An 18,320-nucleotide genomic window follows, 5' to 3' on the forward strand; every position below is an offset into this window, starting at 1 on the left:
TTTTAATTTTTGTTCTAACCGCGTAAACATTCCTCATATAATTTAAGGTACTGGTCCGCGGTATTGTCCCAGGTAAATTTGCCGGCATGCAGCATTGTTTCTTTTTCACGGTTTCTGGCGCGGAAATCTTTCATTCCTTCGGCAAAAACACCTTGCATATGTTCCGGTTCAAAATTGTCGAAGTAGTAAGCAACGTCACCCCCGACTTCCGGCAGCGACGTGAATTTCGATAGAAATACCGGCTTGCCGAAATGCATCGCTTCTATTACGGGCAAACCAAACCCTTCTGCTCTTGAGGGAAAAACGAAAGCCATACAGTTTTTATAATACCAGGCCTTGTCATCATCAGAAATGGGACCGGTTATAATCAAGCGATCTTCACAGCCAAATCTTTTAGCTTCTTCAATGATCACCTTCTTATGGGGTGTTTCTATTCCGGAAATCACCAGCTCAAAATCATTATTGGCTAAAAGGTTTGGCAAAAAATGAAACCCTTTTTGAACAGACATTAAACCGATAGTAAACAAAAAAGGCCTTTTTGGCAAGTGGGTGGGCGTGTAATTATCCGGAACAAGGAGCTTATCGGCACCGTTGTATATCACGCTGATTTTATCCCTGGCCTCCGGAATATAATGCAGAATATCCTGTTCAACAAACTTCGAAATCGTAACTACTTTATCACACTCCGATATTAACTTTTTGATCTTATTGATATGCGCTTTTATCCGGTGGGGCTTGCTCTGCTTTATGTGTACTTTATTGATGTCGTGAATAGTTAAAATCTTCTTTGCATTTACCTTATTGGGCCGTAAGCGGCAAGTCTGGTCTGTAAAGTGAACGACATCAAATTTGTTGTAGCCAGGGAAGAAAATTCTATGCAACCTGGACAGGTAAACTACATTTACCTTTTTATCAAATGAGTAAGCCGATTGGTTGAATAGGTAGTAATTCAAATTAAATCTGCCTTTATTTTGCCTGATAATGGCATCGCCAAGCCCTTTTCCAAAAGAAAAATAACCGCAATTAGCATCCTTCATCGAATCAAATGTGGTTAATATGTTGGGTTTTCCCATTAGCTAATATCAATAGTTAAACTGCCGCATTAATGGCTGCAAATATAAGTATTAGCACCATTTAAAAGGAAGATAAGCACGCCGACAATTGATGTATGCCAGCGTCATTTATATCGGGATGGTCTGCATTTAGGTTAGTCGGATGCTATTAGCAATTCCTTAGCCGTCACTGCTGCACGTCACAGCAACGCGGAAATTTTCCCAAAGCAGAAAAATAATTTATAATATTTTATTTATTTTTGAAATAATACTTTTATATTCAACTGGTTAAAAAACATTCTCACCTAAAAATATTATTATGCAAGCTGATTTAGCAATGGTATTCATGTTCGCGGGTAATTTTGCGCCGCGCGGCTTTGCCTCATGCGAAGGGCAAATAATGTCAATAGCACAAAATACGGCATTATTTTCGCTATTGGGCACTACTTATGGAGGTAACGGTCAATCCACGTTTGCCCTCCCTGACCTTCGCGGGCGTACAGTTGTAGGCCAGGGCCAGGGGCCGGGGTTATCGCCTTTCGTTGAGGGACAACTGGGCGGGTCGGAAGTTGTTACGCTCACCACAAACCAGTTGCCTTCGCACACGCATAACTTAACGGCATACGCGGGGCAAGGCACAACGGGGGTGCCAAGCGGCGCCACATACCTTGCTGCGGGCCCGGGTACGGGTTCCGGACCTAACGCTACACAGTTAAAAACTTATGCCACAAATGCCCCTAACGTGGTTATGGGAGCCGGTTCTGCAACCAGCACCGGTGGTGGCCAGCCCATTTCGATACGCGACCCTTACCTGTCTATGTTTTACATAATTACATTGGAAGGCATTTTCCCCAGCAGGAACTAAAAGGGTTCTGCATATTTTGAATAGATAACAATTAAGATTTATAACGTGGAGGCCGATCGCAAGATTGGCCTTCGTTGTTTTACGGCTAACCAAACACTTTTTAAAAAAATCGGAACTAAAACCGATTGTTATTGTTAGTATAAAAAACACATATTATGAAAAATCTATTTCAAAATAACGAAATCAGTCCATTAGTAGTAGGTGCGGCTGTTGCAGGAGTACTGGCCGCCGGTACAGGCCTTTGGTATTATTTGAGCCGCATGCGCACCGCTGCCCTGGCCGCCAATTACCAGCACGAGCATGCTCATGACTACCTGGATGCAAGACATCCCAGGCAAGTAAAACACAAATCGGATGTTGGCGATTTGCCGGGTTTGGTTAATCCGCAGCAATAATTTTCGCGTTTCGCGTTGCCGCAGGGTCTCTCGCAGACTTTTACAAACCCTGCGGCAACGGCAACGCTAGCGCTCCATAACGTTTTCACACGCCTTACTGCTTTTTAAACTTATAGGTATAGATTACATCAACTGACGTTTTGCTGAGCAGCAGGCTATCGCCCTTAACGGTATAATTATAACTGCTATTTAAAACGGCAGAAGTGTTAACTGATGTATTGTCAGGAAAGAATTGGTTGTTGGTAAAATTTAAAACACCGGTACTAATTCGCAGGTCGCCACCACCCACCGTAATATAGCCAACGCCCGTACCCGACTTAAAAGTATTGCCCGAAATGATTAATTGTACCGGGTTTGGATCGACCGGCGGCAGGGTAGTATTAACAAGTGTGACTTTAAATAACCCACTGTACGTTCCGGTTAAATCGGGCGTATGTTTTTCCTTTTTGCAGGCGCTTGCCAATAATACGACCATCATAAAAATTGCTATTCTTTTCATAAAATTTGTTTTCAACCCTTACGCACCCCGCAAGCCGGACGATACAAAAAAGTTGCGCATTTGAACCAATTGGGCACTTTTTTCAACCAATGGGCAGGAAAAATTTTAATGCCTGCAATGATCGGCCTATCTCTACCACTATGGTCTATGGACTAACCTCCCTTAACTAAAAAATAAAACTTAATCCACAGTTAATCAAAAATAGTTGTAGCTTTATTTCTTAAACACCTAAGCATGAAAACATTAGACAAAGTTGCACTAGCAGGCAGCTACAAAAAAGCCCATAAGGGCGAAACCACTGCTAAAGTTAACCGTCGCCAGTTTATTGATGTTACCGTTCGGGTGCGCCGCAAAAAATCTATCGAAGCGCATTTGGGCGAAGGCAAACAGATTGGCCATGCCGATTACGAAAAAGAGTTTGGAGCAGCTCAGAAGGATGTGGACCAGGTAGAGGCTTTTGCCCACCAGTACAAACTAAAAACGGTTGAGGTTAGCCTGCCGCGCCGTAGTGTTATTTTACGGGGCAGTGTGGCCAATATGGAAGCCGCTTTTGGTGTAAGCCTTGCCAAAGCAGTAGACTCACACGGCGACGACATCAGGGTGAGGAAGGGAGATATTTTTATCCCTGAATCACTGGCAGATATAATTGAAGGCGTTTTCGGGCTCGATAACCGCAAGGTGGCGCGGCCAATGTTTAAGGCGTTGGACGGGCAGGGCGGGATTAGTCCGTCGGCCAAGGTAAGTAACTCATTTACCCCCACCCGGCTAGCTCAGATATATGGTTTCCCTGCCGGATTTAACGGTAAAGGCCAAACCATTGCCATAATTGAGCTGGGGGGCGGTTACCGCACTAAAGATTTAACAGCATATTTTAAAGGCCTCGGCATTAAGAAGCCATCTGTAAAAGCAATTTCGGTTGATGGAGGCAAAAACAAACCGAGCACTGCCGATAGTGCGGACGGCGAAGTGATGCTGGATATTGAGGTGGCCGGGGCGGTAGCCTCGGGTGCCAAAATTGTAGTTTATTTTTGCACCAATACGGATAAGGGGTTCCTGGATGCGATTACCAAAGCGGTACACGATGGCACGCACAAGCCCTCTGTGGTTTCCATAAGCTGGGGCGGCGCAGAAGTAGCGTGGACGGCACAGTCGTTAAACACGTATAACGAGGCCTTTAAAGGCGCAGCCGCGCTCGGTGTTACCATCTGCGCAGCAGCCGGCGACAATGGCTCGAGCGATGGCATAAAGGGTGGCGATGTCCATGTCGACTTCCCGGCCTCAAGTCCTTATGTGTTGGCCTGTGGTGGTACGTCGTTAAAAGCAAACGGTAATGCCATTACATCCGAGACTGTTTGGGACGATTCGGTAAGCTCGGCAACCGGCGGCGGCGTAAGCAACGTGTTCCCCCTACCTGATTATCAAAAGAACGCAAACGTGCCCAAAGCTATTGGTACAAACAATGTTGGTCGCGGCGTGCCCGATGTTGCCGGCAACGCCGATCCAAACACTGGATACGTTGTGCTGGTTGACGGGCAGCAAATGGTTATTGGCGGCACCAGTGCTGTTGCACCGTTATATGCAGGCCTCCTTGCCTGTCTTAACCAGCAAAGCGGCAAATGGGCAGGATTTATCAACCCAAAGCTATACGCCAACCCATCGCTATGCCGCGATATAACCAGCGGTAACAACCGCACCGCCGATGGCAATAAGGGTTATGATGCAGGGGCCGGCTGGGACGCGTGTACGGGGTTGGGGGTGTTTAATAAACTTTAAGTTGATTCATTAGCTCATTGGTTCATTAGTTCATTGGTAGAAGAGTTTGAGACTGTTGCGGGTTAGCTGTCCTATGGGGTGTTGAAACAAGTTTGGCACGAGGTGCTTTTTTGACTACCACCACGCTGCTCCTCACTGCCACTTCCGGCTATGAACTACCGTGTGCCGCCTAAGCTTTAGCAGTGGCGCATGAACCATCAACTATGAACTTCCTTACTGTTGCTGCTGCTGTTGCTGCTGCTGTTGCTGCATTATTTCCAAATGGCGCTGGTAGCTGTTTTTTTGTGCGGCGGAGTTCATGGCTGATATGGGTGAGTGTTCAACTACATCGTTATTGTTCAGTACATTCTCGTCGTCGACGGAAACGGCTACTTCCAGCTTGTGGCCCGATGAACCTTTGTAAATCCCTTTAACCGGCGAGCAATCGGCAAAGTTGCGGCCAACGGCCAGGCGTACGTGGGTTTCATTGGCTACGCAGTTGTTGGTCGGGTCGATGCCGAGCCAGCCGTAGTCGGGAATATAGGCTTCAGTCCAGGCATGGGTGGCGCCTTCGCCGCGCATGTTGTTTCGGCTGGTGCAAATATAGCCACTAACGTAGCGCGCAGGGATTTGAACCATGCGCAGCATTTCGGCCAGTATGTGAGCAAAATCCTGGCAAACGCCTGCCTTTAGTTTCCATATTTCGTCGAGTTGTGTGTCGAACGTGGTTACCCCTTTTATATAGGTAAAGTTTTCGTATACATACTGGCAGAAGCGCAAGGCAACGTGGTAAGGCGTATCGTCATTTAGTTTTTCCGCTTCAACAATTTCTTTCAGTTCTTCAATACCATCAAAATATTCCTGGCGGAGAAAATCGATATAAGGCACCACGTATTTCAGGCGCTTTAAATCTTCCCATTGCTGGGAGGGGAAAATATCGCTCACGGGCAGCGGCCTGTGTTTAGTGGTTACCAATATTTTTGAGTTGATAGTAAGCACCATATGCCGTTCGCTATAGGTAAAGCTGCCTACTTCGTTGCCGTAATAATCGATATAAGTATCAACCGGCGGGTTACCGCTGATGATGAGTTCCTGTTTGATCACATCCTGGTACAAGTCCTTTATTGGGTACAGGATAATCTGGTTTGCGCTGTCGCGCACCGGTCCCTCGTAAATGTAGCGGGTTATATGTTGTATTTCAAATTCGGGCATGGTTTCAATTATTTGATTTGATGATTTGAAAATTTGAAGATGATTGATGCCGGGCAACCCTTCAAATTTTCAAATCATCTCACTTTTAATCATTTTTTTCATTTTCAAATCGGCACATCATCAAATTTTCAAATCAGCTATTAGCAAAATAATGTTCATTTAATGCGTTGCCGATGCCATACAGTTCCTTGCGGATTTGCAGCAGGTATTGGTGCAGCCCGTCCTGCTCTATGCTTTTTACCGAACTGTATTTGATGCGGCTTTGCAGTCGGCCGATCTGGAAGCTCAACTCGCGGAAATCGTCGGCATTGCTGTTGTTTTTCAGCCTGTCGAAATACCGCTGGATGTTGTTTACCGAGTAGATTACCGAGCGGGGGAAATCGTTGTTGAGCACCACCTGCTCCAGTATGTTACTGGCTTCAAAACCCTCACGGTAGGTTTTCAGGTACAGCTCATAACCGCCGAGTGATAACAGCAGGTGTTTCCAGTAGCTGGTATCGGTCAGCAAATCGGGGTTATCGCTTACTGAACCAAATTTGGTATCTAATATATCTACGCTTTGTATCGCCCGCTCCAGGTACTTGCCAATGTTCATAAAACTGCGGCCCTCGCCACGTTCCATAGTAATTTCGGCAGTGCCATAGTAAAGCATTACCTGTTTTATTAGTATGTCAAGCACGCCGATAGGGTCATCGCGTAGCAGTGCCTTTTCAATTTTGGGATCCTTTACCGTGTGGTAATACTCGTTAAGGCATTGCCACAAATCTTTTGGGATATGTTCCTGCACCCCGCGGGCGTTCTCGCGCGATAGGGTAATGATATTCAATATCGAGTTAGGGTTATTTTTGCCTGTAACCATAAATTTCAATACCGCGCGACTGTTGTTATCCAGCTTGTCTGCTTCTTCCTCGTCGCCCACGCCTGCAAAAATGCGGATAACCGGCGCCCAGGTAAACTCCTGTATGGTATCCTGGCTAGATGCGTAATTAATCTTCAGCATCCGCAGCATACCGTCGCTGCGCTCAATGTATCTGCTTAACCAGTAAAAACTTGCTGCTACCCTGCTTAACATAGGCCCCCTAACCCCCTAAAGGGGGAATTGGCCCCCCTGCCCCTTAAATGGGGGGGCGGAAGGCAGATTAGTAAAATTTTATTTACACTCATAACTTTGTTTCTCTTATACGTTTATTTTCTGTTCCCCTTTAGAGGGCTAGGGGGCTAAGACCCACGTATCCTTACTGCCACCGCCCTGCGAGCTGTTTACCACCAGCGAGCCTTCTTTTAGCGCTACGCGGGTTAAACCGCCTGGTACTATTTCGATGCCATCGGGGCCGTAAAGCGCGTATGGGCGCAGGTCAATGCGTCTCGGCTGCAACTCGCCCTGCATGTAGCACGGTGCTGCAGACAGGCTTATGGTTGGCTGCGCGATAAAGTTGCGCGGGTCTTTCAGTACTTCCAGCTTATATTCTTCAATCTCCTGCTCTGTTGATGCATGGCCCATAAGCATGCCATAGCCGCCGCTGCCGTTGGTTTTTTTAATTACCATGGTGTTGATGTTCTTAAACACATGGGCACGCTCGTCGGGGTTACCTAACTGGTGGGTGGGCACATTTTTAAGTATGGGTTCCTCGTTAAGGTAATATTTTATCATTTCGGGAACATAAACGTATACGGCCTTGTCGTCGGCTACGCCGGTACCTATGGCATTTACTATGGCCACATTACCTTTGCGATAGGCGCCCATAATACCGGCAACTCCCAACATGCTGGATGGATTAAACACCAGTGGATCGAGGTATTCATCGTCAACGCGGCGATATATTACATCAACCTGCTGCAATCCGGTGGTGGTTTTCATGAAAACTTTGTGATTATTTACCACCAGATCGCGGCCCTCAACCAGCTCAACCCCCATGAGGCGGGCCAGCGTGGTATGCTCAAAGTACGCCGAGTTGTATATCCCCGGGCTAAGCAGTACAATGGTTGGGTTTGATATCTGCCTCGGCGACAAAGCCAGCAAATTTTTATATAATATTGTAGGATACTCCGTAACGCTGCGTACACCGCACTGGGGCAGTAAATCGGGAAAAAGGCGCTTGGTGATCTCGCGGTTCTCCAGCATGTAACTAACGCCGCTTGGCGTGCGCAAGTTATCTTCCAGTACATAGAAGGTACCGTCATAATCGCGAATGATATCGATACCGCTGATGTGGACATAAATATCATAGGGTACCTGCAGTTGGTACATCTCGCGTAAAAAGTGCGGGCACGAATAGATAATGTCGATAGGTACGATACCGTCTTTGATGATGAACTGGTTGTGGTATACATCCTTCAAAAAAAGATTGAGGGCAGTGAGCCGCTGTTTAATTCCACGCTCCACAAAAGCCCATTCATCGGCAGTAATAATGCGCGGGATAATATCAAAGGGGAAAATCTTCTCAATGCCTTCGCCGCTGTTATAAACCGTAAAGGTAATACCCTGGCTCATAAACAGGCGCTTGGCAAGTTCCTCTTTCTTATTCAAATCGTCGGCACTTTCGCCCGAGATATAGTCGATCACCTTGCGATAATGATCACGAACGGCTGCATCTGCGCCATACATTTCGTCCCAAACACCATTTATGGGGCTATATTTATCAAAATAACCAGATTCAATCATAACATTTTACCTAAAAACTAAAACACGAGCACCAGTTACTTTTAAAAACCGTAATTTATGAACAGTTTTTGTATAAAAGCGAATTAATTTACAATTATTTTATAATATTTTTAACAAAATTGGATTTTTGCACTTAAAATGGCAATTACTAATAGTGATTAAAGACTTGAAATTAGCGATTAGTTGAGAATTCTTTAAAATTAAGTGGGGTTTGACCAATAGAAATAAATACCTTCGTGCAAAATACAGGAGCGAATCGCGTTTAATATGGTCTACATAACCGCCCGGTGGGTCAAAGTCCCATTGTTTTCCTGCGGCAGAAAATTCTTTTTTTGGATAGACTTGAAATCCGACATCACATTTCAACTCACTTATGAGCAGTTACCCCTTTACGGAGTGCTTTTAATTGCAAACAAACAGCTAAATAAATCGTTATAGATAATATATTTAATTAATTGTAAATGTGTAATCTATTTGTTCTTGAAGACGACTTAGTTCAGCAATATATAATAAAGGCCAACCTGGCCCAGTTTAAGGTTTTTCAGGATATATCGTACTATGAAAACGGCAGCCCGCTGGTCGACTACCTCCATGCCAACAAAACAAACCCTGATTGCCTGCCCGATATGATGTTTGTTGACCTGGAAATGCCGGGCGTTAACGGATGGAAAGTACTTGACGAACTTAATAAACTAAACAACTCGCTTTGTAAACAGATAATAGTATATATTATTACCACCTCAATATCACTTGGTGACAGGATACGTGCCCTGAAATATGACTTCGTCAGGGAATTTATCAGCAAACCCGTTACAAAGCAAACCTATATCGAAATAAGCCGCGATGCTGAAAAAATGGTTTCCGGGAGCCCTGAGATGGAAGCATCATGAAGTTTTGGCCAGGAAATGGCTGATTTGCCATTTTCACCACTCCATGCAACCATATCAGTTGTGCCCTCGTCTTGCCCATATAAAAATTAAATTATATGGATAATATCTCTACGGTACTAAAAAAACTTACGCTGGTTACTGCACTGTTACTAAGCGTAGTACTTACCACGCAGGCACAAACCGACACCAAAATCATCGGTAACAAACAACGCTCGGGTTCAGCAAGCACCAGCTTCGATTTGGTTAAGGGCAAGCAGGTTGGTATTAAAATGAATGCCGGCCACAAACCTGTACAATTGCTAAAATTTAACTTCACGGTAGAGAGCCAGTGCACCGACACTATCCGGTTTAAAGTAAACATTTACGAGTTTAATTATGTAACCCCCGGCGCTAACCTGGCAAAGCAGGAAATTACAGGCGGCATCACCCGAGGCAAACACCACATCAGTATCGATCTTGAGCCCTACAAGATCATCGCCAAAAAGGAGTTGCTGGTGGCCATTGAGTTTTTAAACGACTACCATTGCGATAACCATTTTGCTATCGGCCTGTTTAACGGTGGCACCTACCATTTTGAAAACGGCGTTTGGAAAAAATTGGCAGTTGCCGGGGTCGATTTTAATTTGCTTGTGAGGAAGATGAAGTAAACGTTTGAAGAATTTAACCCGTCCTCATTAGCCGCTACATAGTAAATCTTTAGCTTAAAAATAAACAGTTGTTGCTGCTTAAAGCCACAGCTGTTTATTTCCGTCTACCGCGAGGATTTAGTCCCTTTTCTCAATTTTAAATAAACTAAAATAATATATATTTTAGTGGAGTGAAGCTGCTCATCCCTGATAAATTTATCCCGGCGATTTATTGTTGGCTGGCATTGACTTTCTGTGTTTTTAGCGCATGCAATAACAGCCAAAAACAAACGGAAGCCGAAAAGCAAATAGATCTATTAGCTCCCACCGACAGGTTATCAATAGTAGCCCGCGAAAAAATGCTACCCTATGCCGATTCGGTATACCGCGCGCAAAAACACAAAACCCCGTATCTTAAAGCCGGCCGTTTAATGGCTTATTCAAACTACTACGATTTAAAAGCTCAATATGCCCAATCAACCCCATATGTTGATTCAGCCATTGCAATAATTGCAAACCAGGACTTAACAGACAGCACGTGGACCAATTACTATTTTGCGGCCAATATCCATAAAGCTGTATTGCTGTTTAAAACCGGGCATTATTCATCAGCTATCAATATCTACTCCGATATAAAAGGCCTGGCAGACAGGCCGGGAAATAAATGCAGGATTGGGTATAAACTTGATAATAATATCGGCCTTATATTATATAAGCAGCAAAAGTTTGACGAGGCCAGGCGGTATTTCATGCTTGCTTATAACGAATTGAAGGAATGTTCGGCCGATAAATATGTGGCCGGTTATGAACAGCAATTCCTGGATAATGTTGGTTTGTGCTTTGTTAAACAGGAGAATGCCGATAGTGCACTTGCATATTACCGAAGGGCACTGCATGTAACAATTGCCGACTCCGATAAATTTAGCCGCGATGCAGTGCAAAACAATGTCTCAAAACAGGTAAGCAGGGGCGTCATTATCACAAATATGGCCCAGGTATTTGTTAAACAAAATAAGCTTGACAGCGCCGAAATGTTTATCAAGAAAAATATTGTTATCAATGCGCTCACCTTTAAAAACGAAATCAAATATGCGCAACTGTCGCAATTGTACCTGGCCGACCTTTTTGACTTAAGGAAGCAGTACCCAAAAATGAAGGAAACCCTGGCCAGCCTTAGAAAAAGCCTTGATACAATCCATAATGATGAAGTTGAGCTGGGCTGGCGAAAATCTATGGCTGTTTACGCCGGTAAAAATAACCTGCCGCTGGAGGAGTTGAAATTCAACAACAGGTACCTTGCATTTAAAGATTCGCTTAACGAAGCCCGCTTAGCCAACACGGCATCAGACATTTCTAAAGAACTAAAAGCCAAAGGGCAGCAAATGGATATCATTTTGCTGCAAAAGGATAATGAACTTAGCCATCTGTACTTATGGATAACAATAGCACTTTCAGTAATGGCCCTGGCTATAGTGGCTTTAGTGTATTATTATTATCGCAAAGGCAAAAAGAAGAATGATGCATTGAGCCTGCTGAACAGTGAAGTAAGCGAGCAAAACGATAAACTTGAATTTGCAATGGTTGAGCTTGAAAAAAGCAATACCGATAAGGAACGTATTTTAAGAGTAGTGGCGCATGACCTGCGCGACCCAATAGGTGGCGTTGCCAGCCTGGTAGACACCATCCTTAATGATGATTTGCCCGAAGAGGATGAAAAGCAGAGCCTGCGGCTGATTGAAAAATCGCTTGGTAATTCGCTAACCCTGATTAATGAGTTGCTGGTGCTTGATTTTGGGGCTGAGCAAATTAAGTTACATAAAGAACCGGTGGATATTAACGAAACAGTTATACAATGCACAGCATTAATGCAATTAATTGCCGATAAGAAACATCAACAGTTAAAATTCACTCCATTGCCTGAGCCGTTAACAGTACGCATCGACAAAAAGAAGATTGAGAGAACTATTAATAACCTTGTTGGCAACGCCATTAAATTTAGCCCGGCCGGCGAAAAAATCAGCATAAACCTTCAACAAAAAAACAATGCAGTAATAATTTCCGTGGTCGATAACGGCATAGGTATACCGCCGGAAATGCTGGGCGAACTGTTTAATAAATTTGGCAACACCAGGCGAATGGGAACTGCCGGCGAAAAATCATTTGGGCTCGGGCTTTCGGTTTGCAAACAGATAGTGGAAGCCCACAGCGGCAAAATATGGGTAAAAAGTGAGCCGCAAGCGGGTACGGTTTTTTATGTTGAATTGCCGTTAGGATATGATATTTAGCTGCTGCTTTAAATTTTTTATATAAACATCAGAAATATTGAAGGACTGCCGGGCGGTTATGGCCTCGTTATCCACAATTTTTTCAAGATACCTGGTATGTAAAACTTCGGCCCGGTTTATCTGCACGAAGCTGGTTTTCAAAGCATCTGGAATAACATACTGCAACGTTTTCTGTAGCGAACTTCGTACCATATAGGTATCGCCGTTATTGGTGACTATGCTGGTATGATTAGTTTCCGACTTCAGGTAAACTACGTTTTGCCATTCTACACGTACATATTTATTACCCAATTTTACAAAAAAACTATCAGGTGATGCAGCAGTTTTGGGAGTTTCGGCGACTTGCCCTGCCGAAAAATGGTGAAGCGCGCTCTGGATGCTGATGTACAATGACGCCGGGTTAAAAGGCTTGGTTAAAAAAGCAGATGGCATAGCTGCAGCGGTTTCGTTCAGGATACCATCGTGCACCGAACTTGTTATAAAAATAAACGGCTTTTTGAGCATACCACTAATCAGCTTACCCAATTCAATGCCGCTGTTTTTACCGTGAAGATTGATGTCGAGCAATGCGATATCGAAATTATTTGCACGGATTGCAGTTAAAGCATCGTCTAGGTTACCGGCGCTGCCTGCTATTTTATAACCGAATTGGTTCAGCACGTGTTTTATTTTCTGCATCCAGGTTTCCTCATCCTCAATGATTAAAACTGAAATATCGCTTTGCATCGTTAGTCGCTTTCTTAAAAAAGTGGATTTGCTTTAGACCCAGGAGGCAAGAACCAAGAGTCGAGATAGGAAAATGACAGCTGATGTGTCTTGATTCCTGGCTCTTAATTCTTGACTCTCTTCTTCCTCCAAATATATCCAAATTATTTCTACCGCTCAATAAAACCCTTTTATCATCAAAAAAAAGCCTTTCGTGTTCATTGGCGAAATTGCTAAGGCGGTATCCGCTAAATTCAAAGCACTTATTAAAAATCACAATAGCCACCGGCAGAAAAGTTATTATAAATATTTAACCCCATGCAAAAGTTTGACCTACTCCCCCCGGTAAATTCCGGCTTTCAACAAATAATGAAAGTTGCTTCAGGGCGCCTGATTAAAATAATTACACACCCGCTGCTAACAATTGCGTTGCTGGTATCGGTAACCGCGGAGAATGTTTTTGCACAGGTCCCGTCAATAAGTTATGGCGTCGCAAAAAATTACCTCGTAAACGCGGCAATTACGCCACTCTCACCAACCAATAACGGTGGCGCAGTGGCGGCGCCCGGTTACAGCAGTAGCCCGGTGAATATATTTTCGGGCACATCGTACTCAGTTAGTTTTGTACGTGATGCATCCAACAATATATACACGTTTGATTTTTCAGTTTCCAACAACCACAAACTGGTAAAATTATCGCCCACGGGCACCAACCCCGTTGAGTTATTGACTTTTTTAGGCAGACCCGAAGATATTGCTATTGACCCCTCAGGGAATGTATTTGCGCTTGATGGTGCAACCATTTATAAAATTACCCCGGCAGGTGCCGTTAGTACGTTTCAAACCGTTAGTTCGGCCAGTGGTATTGGAATAGATGGAGCCGGTAACGTGTATGTGGCAAGGTATTCCGGTAGTACAACGTCAATTCTTGAATTCCCTGCTGATGGAGGGAGTAGTATTAGTATCGGTTCGGGCCTTGGTTACATGACTGACGTAGCGGTTGACGCCGCCGGCAATGTGTATGTTTGTAATGATAACGATGCCTCTATAAAAAAGTTCCCTGCAGATGGCAGCAGCATGATAACTATAGCCTCGGGCTTTACAAGCTTCAGTACAGCGGATCTGTCACAGATAATTGTCGACCCGGCCGGCAATATCTTTTTCTCGGAAAGGAACGGGTCAAAAGTTTCGGAGATTCCGGCAGGCAGCACTACACCTGTAGCGATAGGTTCGGGATTCTTTGCCCCCGAGGGATTAATGTTAGATGCCACAGGCAACCTTTTCGTTATTGACAATGGCACCTTAAAGAAATTTAAACCTATAGGCGGCTATTATGTTAGTCCTGCTTTGCCTGCGGGTTTGAGCATTGACCAAACTACCGGGACCATAAGCGGCACACCAACTGTGTTAAGCGATGCAACAAACTACACCATTACGGCATCGAACGCAAGTGGCAGCAACAGCGTTACTCTAAGCATAGGAGTTCTTGCCTCGGTATCGACAGATGCTAATTTAACCGGGTTAACAATAAGTCCCGGAAGCTTTTCTCCGGCTTTTGATAAGGCGACGTTTTTGTATACAATGGATGTCCCCTACAGCACAACCAGCATAACCTTAACGCCAACCCTTGAGGATCCTAATGCTACGGTTCAAATATATGCGCACTTTGTAACAAGTGGCACACCATCATTAGATATACCATTGGCGCCAGGCACAAATACAGCTTCAGTACTAGTTTTTGCCCAGGACGGAACCACCAAAAATGTTTACAGAGTAGCGGTTACCAGGGCAGCCGGAAGTACAGTGGCCGATTTAAGCAATCTTACCACTTCTGCAAATTCATTTACTCCGGCCTTTGATGTTAACACCACCAGCTACAATGCTTCAGTGCCAAATGACTCGCTTACTACTACAATAACACCAACCGTTGCAGATGCCAGCGCAATAATAAAGGTACGTGTTAATGCAGGCAGTTATAAACTTATAAGCAGCGGCAGCACGTCAGACCCGCTTGCACTAAATGCAGGCGATAATACAATTGACGTGCAGGTAACTGCCCAGGACGGTACAACTACAAAAACTTACACTATAACAGTTAACCGGGCGCTTGCTACAAATAACGTGTTAACCACGCTTAAGTACTATCCCGGCATATCGCAAACCCAGGTGAGCGGACCTGACTACAAGGACTTCTCTGCAACAGTGGCCAATACTTTTACGTCAATTACTGCAACCCCTACAACGCAGGCCGCTACAGCTACCGTTAAAATAAATGGAACGACTGTAGCCTCGGGCGCCACCTCCACCCCCATAGCGCTGAACGTTGGCCTTAACACCATTACTACGGTTGTAACGGCCCAGGATGGAACAACAAAAACCTATAAGTTAACCATAAGGCGCCAGTCGTCGGCATTGTTAACCGACCTTAGCTACAGCCCCCCAATTGTACAAACACAGGTAACGGGCCCTAATTACAAGGATTTCACTGCTACAGTGCCTAACAAATACAGCTACATTTTAGTAACCCCTACTGCTGCCGATGCAGGGGCGACTATAAAGGTTAACGGTACGATAGTACCATCAGGTGTCAGATCAGCCCAAATCCCGTTGGTGGCCGGGCCCAATACTATTAATACAGTGGTAACCGCTGCCGATGGCTTAAGTTCAAAAACATACAGCCTGGTGGTAACAAGACTGCCATCGAGTTTATTAACAACGCTTAAATATTACCCTCAGCTCGCACAAACGCTGGTATCAGGTTCTAACTACGCTGATTACACAGCTACTGTAGCCAACACCTATACAACGGTTAAGGTAACCCCAACCGCACAAGGGGCAGGCGCAACCATTAAGGTCAATGGGACTACTGTGGCATCTGGTTCAGATTCGGGCCCTATATCACTTGATGTCGGCTCAAACCTGATTACTACCGTGGTGACCGCAAGCGATGGCTCGTCGACCACCACCTACACGTTAACCATAACCAGGCAACCTGTGCCTCCGGTTGCTGTGGTTATGCAATATCAGCCTCAGGAATCGCCGATCACTAACACCGCAATTGTTGTTCACCAGAACGTATCGCCAAATGGCGACGGGAATAGCGATGCCCTGGTTATTGAAGGTATCGCGGCCCACCCTGATAACAAGCTGCAGATCATGAGCCGAAGCGGCGCATTGGTTTATGAGGCTAAAGGTTATGACAATGCTACTAAAGTATTTGACGGACACTCCAGCACCAACGGTAAATTACAGCAGCCCGGTACTTATTTCTACTCTTTGGAATATAAAGACGGAAATGAAACTAAACACAAAACCGGCTTTATTGTACTGAAGTACTAGATCCGAAAAGTCCTTCAGCATAAACGAAAAAGCAAGGGTTGTAGCTCTTGCTTTTTTTGTGTTCTTTATTCTATCGTTGCTCGCTTTAGAAACATTGCCTTGCCAAAACCCACCACAAATTCTTCGTCAAAAACCCAAAAAAATGCCAAAAGAAATTATCTTTATCGCTAAAAATAATGCGCATCGGGAGAATTATTTTTTTCTGCTTTTTTTTAATGCAGGCATTATATGCCGATGCGCAGGTTTTTGACACCCTAAAAAGTATTCCACCAAAAAACCGCGCGTCGCAGGCACTTGCAATTTACAAAGCCAACTATCGCCATATTGATTCGGCAATTGCATTTAAAAAGATCGACGAACTCACAAAGATTGCAGCGGAACTAAACGACAAAGCACTCGCTCTTGCGGTGTTTGATTGCAAAGCCGACTATTACTCGGTGAATTATGGCTTTAACCCGCATAGCCTTTATTATTACCAGAAAGCCATTGACCAGGCAATAGCCGAAGGGCTGACGGTTGAAACCGGCATATACATATTTAAAAAAGGGCAGTATTACAACACGTTTGAAATGTATGTACCTGCCTGCCAGCTGTATTTGAAAGCCTATGACATATTTAAAAGCGCCGGCCCCGAAAATATTCCCGGCTACGCTACCAACCTGAATAGGATAGCTGATTTTTATTATGCGCTGGGTGATCTTGAGTCGTCGAGGCGCTTTTTACTGGAGGCGCTTGACTCGCCGGACGTACAGTCGCGCGATAAAATAAATATGATTAACACTGTAGGTATGATATACCGCAGCACCGGGAAGTATGATGATGCGCTGCACTATTTTAACACAGCGCTTCAGCTTGCCAAAAAAAGTAAAGATTCGGTATGGGTAGCCATAGCTATCGGCAATATTGGGTCGGTTTATTTTATGCAGAAAAAATATGATATCGCCTTGCCTTACATTAAAACAGATTACGAGCAATCGGTTAAATTTGGTGAAAAGGGTAATGGCGCAATTGCACTTGTGCGCATCGCTACGATTACTGCTGACAGAAAAAGCTATGCTGCTGCGTTAAAGCAGATTGATACCGCCGAAAAAATATTTAACATCCACCCTAAAAGTACCCTAAAGTATCGGATAGATATGTATGGGTTAAAAGCTGATATTTTTGAAAAAATGAACAAACCTGCCGAAGCTCTCCGCTACCGTAAAATTTATGATGCGGCAAGTGACAGCCTGGCCCGAATAAACGATGTACTTTCGGTTGAGCGTACAAAGCTTAAATGGGAAAACGATAAGCAGCAACTTAAGGTACAACAATTAAACGCCCGTGCGCGAACCGAGCGGATTAAACGCAACGCGCTTGCAGGGGTATTATTTTTGCTGATAGTTATTTCTTTTTTAATTTATAATCGCCAAAAACTCGTCATCAGACGGGATAAAGCAGTGCTTGAAAAACAGGAAGTAGCCCTCCAGCTGGAAACCTCGCGCGCCGATGCGGAACGCAACAATGCAAAACTGGCCCTTTTAGATTTTACCGACCAATTGCGTGTTAAAAACGACATCATTGAAAATTTTAAGGCTGAGCTGGATATGATGCAACGGCAAACCGACCCGTTGTACATGTACCGGGCAAATCAGCTAACCGATATGATGAATGCCCACATCATGACGGATAAATCGTGGCACGAGTTCAAAACATTGTTTGAAAAAGTACACCCCAGTTTTTTCAAAATTTTGACCGTTCGTTTTCCCGACCTGACGGAAACCGATATGCGCTTGCTCTCATTGGTAAAACTAAAGCTTAACAACCGCGAAATGGCGGGCATGTTGGGCATTACCATTGAAGGGGTGAAAAAATCAAAACAGCGCCTGAGAAAAAAAATAGGCTCGTCAGAAGAAGGTAGCATAGAAACGCTTATGGCAGAGATATAAAAATGCGGTTGCTTTAATACCGGCCTCAATGCCATTTGAATTTCGTGCCTTCCCCGGCCTTTAATCTCCCTCTAATTAAATACTGAAATTTGTCCATCCAATTGTCCACC

14 protein-coding genes are annotated in these 18,320 nt (G+C 44.5%); 8 read left to right on the forward strand and 6 right to left on the reverse strand.

Features of this window, described 5'->3' with window-relative positions:
• Nucleotides 1–14 precede the first annotated feature (14 nt).
• Nucleotides 15–1,073, reverse strand: coding sequence for a glycosyltransferase family 4 protein (locus NAF19_RS00710; protein WP_252787818.1), 1,059 nt, complete (start codon nt 1,071–1,073; stop codon nt 15–17).
• Nucleotides 1,074–1,371: 298 nt separating this feature from the next.
• Between NAF19_RS00710 and NAF19_RS00715 the strand changes: the two genes are divergently transcribed.
• On the forward strand, nt 1,372–1,917 hold the full coding sequence (locus tag NAF19_RS00715; RefSeq protein WP_252787819.1) for a phage tail protein: 546 nt from the start codon (nt 1,372–1,374) through the stop codon (nt 1,915–1,917).
• A 155-nt stretch (nt 1,918–2,072) separates the two neighbouring features.
• Nucleotides 2,073–2,312, forward strand: coding sequence for a hypothetical protein (locus tag NAF19_RS00720; RefSeq protein WP_252787820.1), 240 nt, complete (start codon nt 2,073–2,075; stop codon nt 2,310–2,312).
• A gap of 94 nt (nt 2,313–2,406) precedes the next feature.
• Here the strand turns inward: NAF19_RS00720 and NAF19_RS00725 are convergent, their stop codons facing one another.
• The gene (locus NAF19_RS00725) at nt 2,407–2,811 is read right to left on the reverse strand and encodes a hypothetical protein (RefSeq protein ID WP_252787821.1); all 405 of its coding nucleotides are present in this window, start codon (nt 2,809–2,811) and stop codon (nt 2,407–2,409) included.
• Between the two features lie 234 nt (nt 2,812–3,045).
• On the opposite strand from NAF19_RS00725, the gene NAF19_RS00730 reads away from it, so the two are divergent.
• Nucleotides 3,046–4,584, forward strand: a complete 1,539-nt coding sequence (locus NAF19_RS00730; RefSeq protein WP_252787822.1) for a S53 family peptidase — start codon at nt 3,046–3,048, stop codon at nt 4,582–4,584.
• Nucleotides 4,585–4,797: 213 nt separating this feature from the next.
• Here NAF19_RS00730 and NAF19_RS00735 read toward each other — a convergent pair whose 3' ends face one another.
• The 3 genes from NAF19_RS00735 to NAF19_RS00745 form a co-directional block, all read right to left on the reverse strand.
• The gene (locus tag NAF19_RS00735; protein ID WP_252787823.1) at nt 4,798–5,775 is read right to left on the reverse strand and encodes a transglutaminase family protein; all 978 of its coding nucleotides are present in this window, start codon (nt 5,773–5,775) and stop codon (nt 4,798–4,800) included.
• 133 nt (nt 5,776–5,908) lie between these two features.
• Nucleotides 5,909–6,847 carry an alpha-E domain-containing protein gene (locus NAF19_RS00740; RefSeq protein ID WP_252787824.1) on the reverse strand — a complete coding sequence of 313 codons (939 nt, stop codon included), beginning with the start codon at nt 6,845–6,847 and terminating at the stop codon, nt 5,909–5,911.
• Nucleotides 6,848–6,985: 138 nt separating this feature from the next.
• The gene (locus NAF19_RS00745; RefSeq protein ID WP_252787825.1) at nt 6,986–8,437 is read right to left on the reverse strand and encodes a circularly permuted type 2 ATP-grasp protein; all 1,452 of its coding nucleotides are present in this window, start codon (nt 8,435–8,437) and stop codon (nt 6,986–6,988) included.
• 461 nt (nt 8,438–8,898) lie between these two features.
• On the opposite strand from NAF19_RS00745, the gene NAF19_RS00750 reads away from it, so the two are divergent.
• From NAF19_RS00750 to NAF19_RS00760, 3 genes are all read left to right on the forward strand, one after another.
• Entirely contained in the window at nt 8,899–9,327 is a 429-nt protein-coding gene (locus tag NAF19_RS00750; protein ID WP_252787826.1) for a response regulator, read from the forward strand.
• A 95-nt stretch (nt 9,328–9,422) separates the two neighbouring features.
• Nucleotides 9,423–9,974 carry a hypothetical protein gene (locus tag NAF19_RS00755; protein WP_252787827.1) on the forward strand — a complete coding sequence of 184 codons (552 nt, stop codon included), beginning with the start codon at nt 9,423–9,425 and terminating at the stop codon, nt 9,972–9,974.
• 170 nt (nt 9,975–10,144) lie between these two features.
• Nucleotides 10,145–12,238: an ATP-binding protein gene (locus NAF19_RS00760; protein ID WP_252787828.1), complete on the forward strand. Its 2,094-nt coding sequence runs from the start codon at nt 10,145–10,147 to the stop codon at nt 12,236–12,238.
• Here NAF19_RS00760 and NAF19_RS00765 read toward each other — a convergent pair.
• The gene (locus NAF19_RS00765) at nt 12,221–12,964 is read right to left on the reverse strand and encodes a LytR/AlgR family response regulator transcription factor (protein WP_252787829.1); all 744 of its coding nucleotides are present in this window, start codon (nt 12,962–12,964) and stop codon (nt 12,221–12,223) included. The two genes, NAF19_RS00760 and NAF19_RS00765, sit on opposite strands and share 18 nt — an antisense overlap.
• A gap of 297 nt (nt 12,965–13,261) precedes the next feature.
• Here NAF19_RS00765 and NAF19_RS00770 point away from each other — a divergent pair, with 297 nt between their 5' ends.
• Nucleotides 13,262–16,282: a cadherin-like beta sandwich domain-containing protein gene (locus NAF19_RS00770; protein ID WP_252787830.1), complete on the forward strand. Its 3,021-nt coding sequence runs from the start codon at nt 13,262–13,264 to the stop codon at nt 16,280–16,282.
• 215 nt (nt 16,283–16,497) lie between these two features.
• On the forward strand, nt 16,498–18,210 hold the full coding sequence (locus NAF19_RS00775; protein WP_252787831.1) for a tetratricopeptide repeat protein: 1,713 nt from the start codon (nt 16,498–16,500) through the stop codon (nt 18,208–18,210).
• Nucleotides 18,211–18,320 lie beyond the last annotated feature (110 nt).

This window comes from Mucilaginibacter flavidus (genome assembly GCF_024055575.1).
GTDB classification, from domain to species: Bacteria; Bacteroidota; Bacteroidia; order Sphingobacteriales; family Sphingobacteriaceae; genus Mucilaginibacter; species Mucilaginibacter flavidus.

Bases quoted from the DNA above. Each gene is read 5' to 3' on its own strand.
- NAF19_RS00735 (WP_252787823.1), bottom strand. From the start codon at position 5,775: ATGCCCGAATTTGAAATACAACATATAACCCGCTACATTTACGAGGGA.
- NAF19_RS00770 (WP_252787830.1), top strand. From the start codon at position 13,262: ATGCAAAAGTTTGACCTACTCCCCCCGGTAAATTCCGGCTTTCAACAA.
- NAF19_RS00775 (WP_252787831.1), top strand. From the start codon at position 16,498: ATGCAGGCATTATATGCCGATGCGCAGGTTTTTGACACCCTAAAAAGT.
- NAF19_RS00725 (WP_252787821.1), bottom strand. From the start codon at position 2,811: ATGAAAAGAATAGCAATTTTTATGATGGTCGTATTATTGGCAAGCGCC.
- NAF19_RS00730 (WP_252787822.1), top strand. From the start codon at position 3,046: ATGAAAACATTAGACAAAGTTGCACTAGCAGGCAGCTACAAAAAAGCC.
- NAF19_RS00720 (WP_252787820.1), top strand. From the start codon at position 2,073: ATGAAAAATCTATTTCAAAATAACGAAATCAGTCCATTAGTAGTAGGT.
- NAF19_RS00750 (WP_252787826.1), top strand. From the start codon at position 8,899: ATGTGTAATCTATTTGTTCTTGAAGACGACTTAGTTCAGCAATATATA.
- NAF19_RS00765 (WP_252787829.1), bottom strand. From the start codon at position 12,964: ATGCAAAGCGATATTTCAGTTTTAATCATTGAGGATGAGGAAACCTGG.
- NAF19_RS00715 (WP_252787819.1), top strand. From the start codon at position 1,372: ATGCAAGCTGATTTAGCAATGGTATTCATGTTCGCGGGTAATTTTGCG.
- NAF19_RS00740 (WP_252787824.1), bottom strand. From the start codon at position 6,847: ATGTTAAGCAGGGTAGCAGCAAGTTTTTACTGGTTAAGCAGATACATT.
- NAF19_RS00745 (WP_252787825.1), bottom strand. From the start codon at position 8,437: ATGATTGAATCTGGTTATTTTGATAAATATAGCCCCATAAATGGTGTT.
- NAF19_RS00710 (WP_252787818.1), bottom strand. From the start codon at position 1,073: ATGGGAAAACCCAACATATTAACCACATTTGATTCGATGAAGGATGCT.
- NAF19_RS00755 (WP_252787827.1), top strand. From the start codon at position 9,423: ATGGATAATATCTCTACGGTACTAAAAAAACTTACGCTGGTTACTGCA.